Here is a 734-nt window from a genome sequence, read left to right as displayed (position 1 = left end):
CAGCGAATGGAGGACAGCCACACCCAACAACTCGGCGAGATGCAACAGAAACACCAAGCAGAGGTCGTTGATTTGAAAAGCAAGCACTCCACGGAGGTAACGATGCTCAACAACATCATCCGCAAAGCCAAGCGTTGGTTCCCGATGTTGGAGGCATACTTGCAAATAGAAAGTTTGTGCAAGAGGATAGGCTTCACGGCTGAACAAATTAGTGTGCTCCTTGCTGGAAAGGCACTCAACTTTAGCGGTTCACTCTATTCCGAGAAGCACAGAAGAAAGTTCAATGTGGAGAATGCAGAAATCAAGGTGTTCTCTGATTCTACCAAACCGAACCAATTGTTTCTGTGTATCAATAGACAGCCTATTGTTGAATGGTTCAAGGAGCAATGGAATATCTCAAAAGATAGAAGAACCTTAAATCCGAAGATAAATAAAGAAGAAAAAATCTAAAGACCTGAGCAACAAAAAGTTGCTCAGGATTTGGATATGTCAGAAAAATCACGCTATCTTTGTAGCGTCAAAATTTAAAAAGATATTTCTAGGCAAACAAAGATATATTGTTAAAAAGGATAAATAATTTTAATTTTTCAACACTTAAAATATTTTTTTTGTAAATTTGCAAAAAAATATAGAATCTTGTAGATTTAAAGATGGTTGCTACAAGTGCAAGAATTGAATGACGAAACCATTTGGAAAGGAAAATGTATATGAAGATAAAACATTTGTTATTTTTT

1 protein-coding gene is annotated in these 734 nt (G+C 36.4%); it reads left to right on the top strand.

Annotated features, from left to right (window positions below):
* Window positions 1-450 (top strand): hypothetical protein (locus DXD25_RS03270; RefSeq protein WP_117661779.1); only part of this gene is annotated, 450 nt, incomplete at its 5' end.
* Between the last annotated feature and the right edge of the window lie 284 nt (window positions 451-734).

Origin of the sequence: Prevotella sp. TF12-30 (genome assembly GCF_003436715.1) — a bacterium.
Classification (GTDB): domain Bacteria; phylum Bacteroidota; class Bacteroidia; order Bacteroidales; family Bacteroidaceae; genus Prevotella; species Prevotella copri_A.
This window is presented reverse-complemented; position numbering and strand designations above follow the sequence as displayed.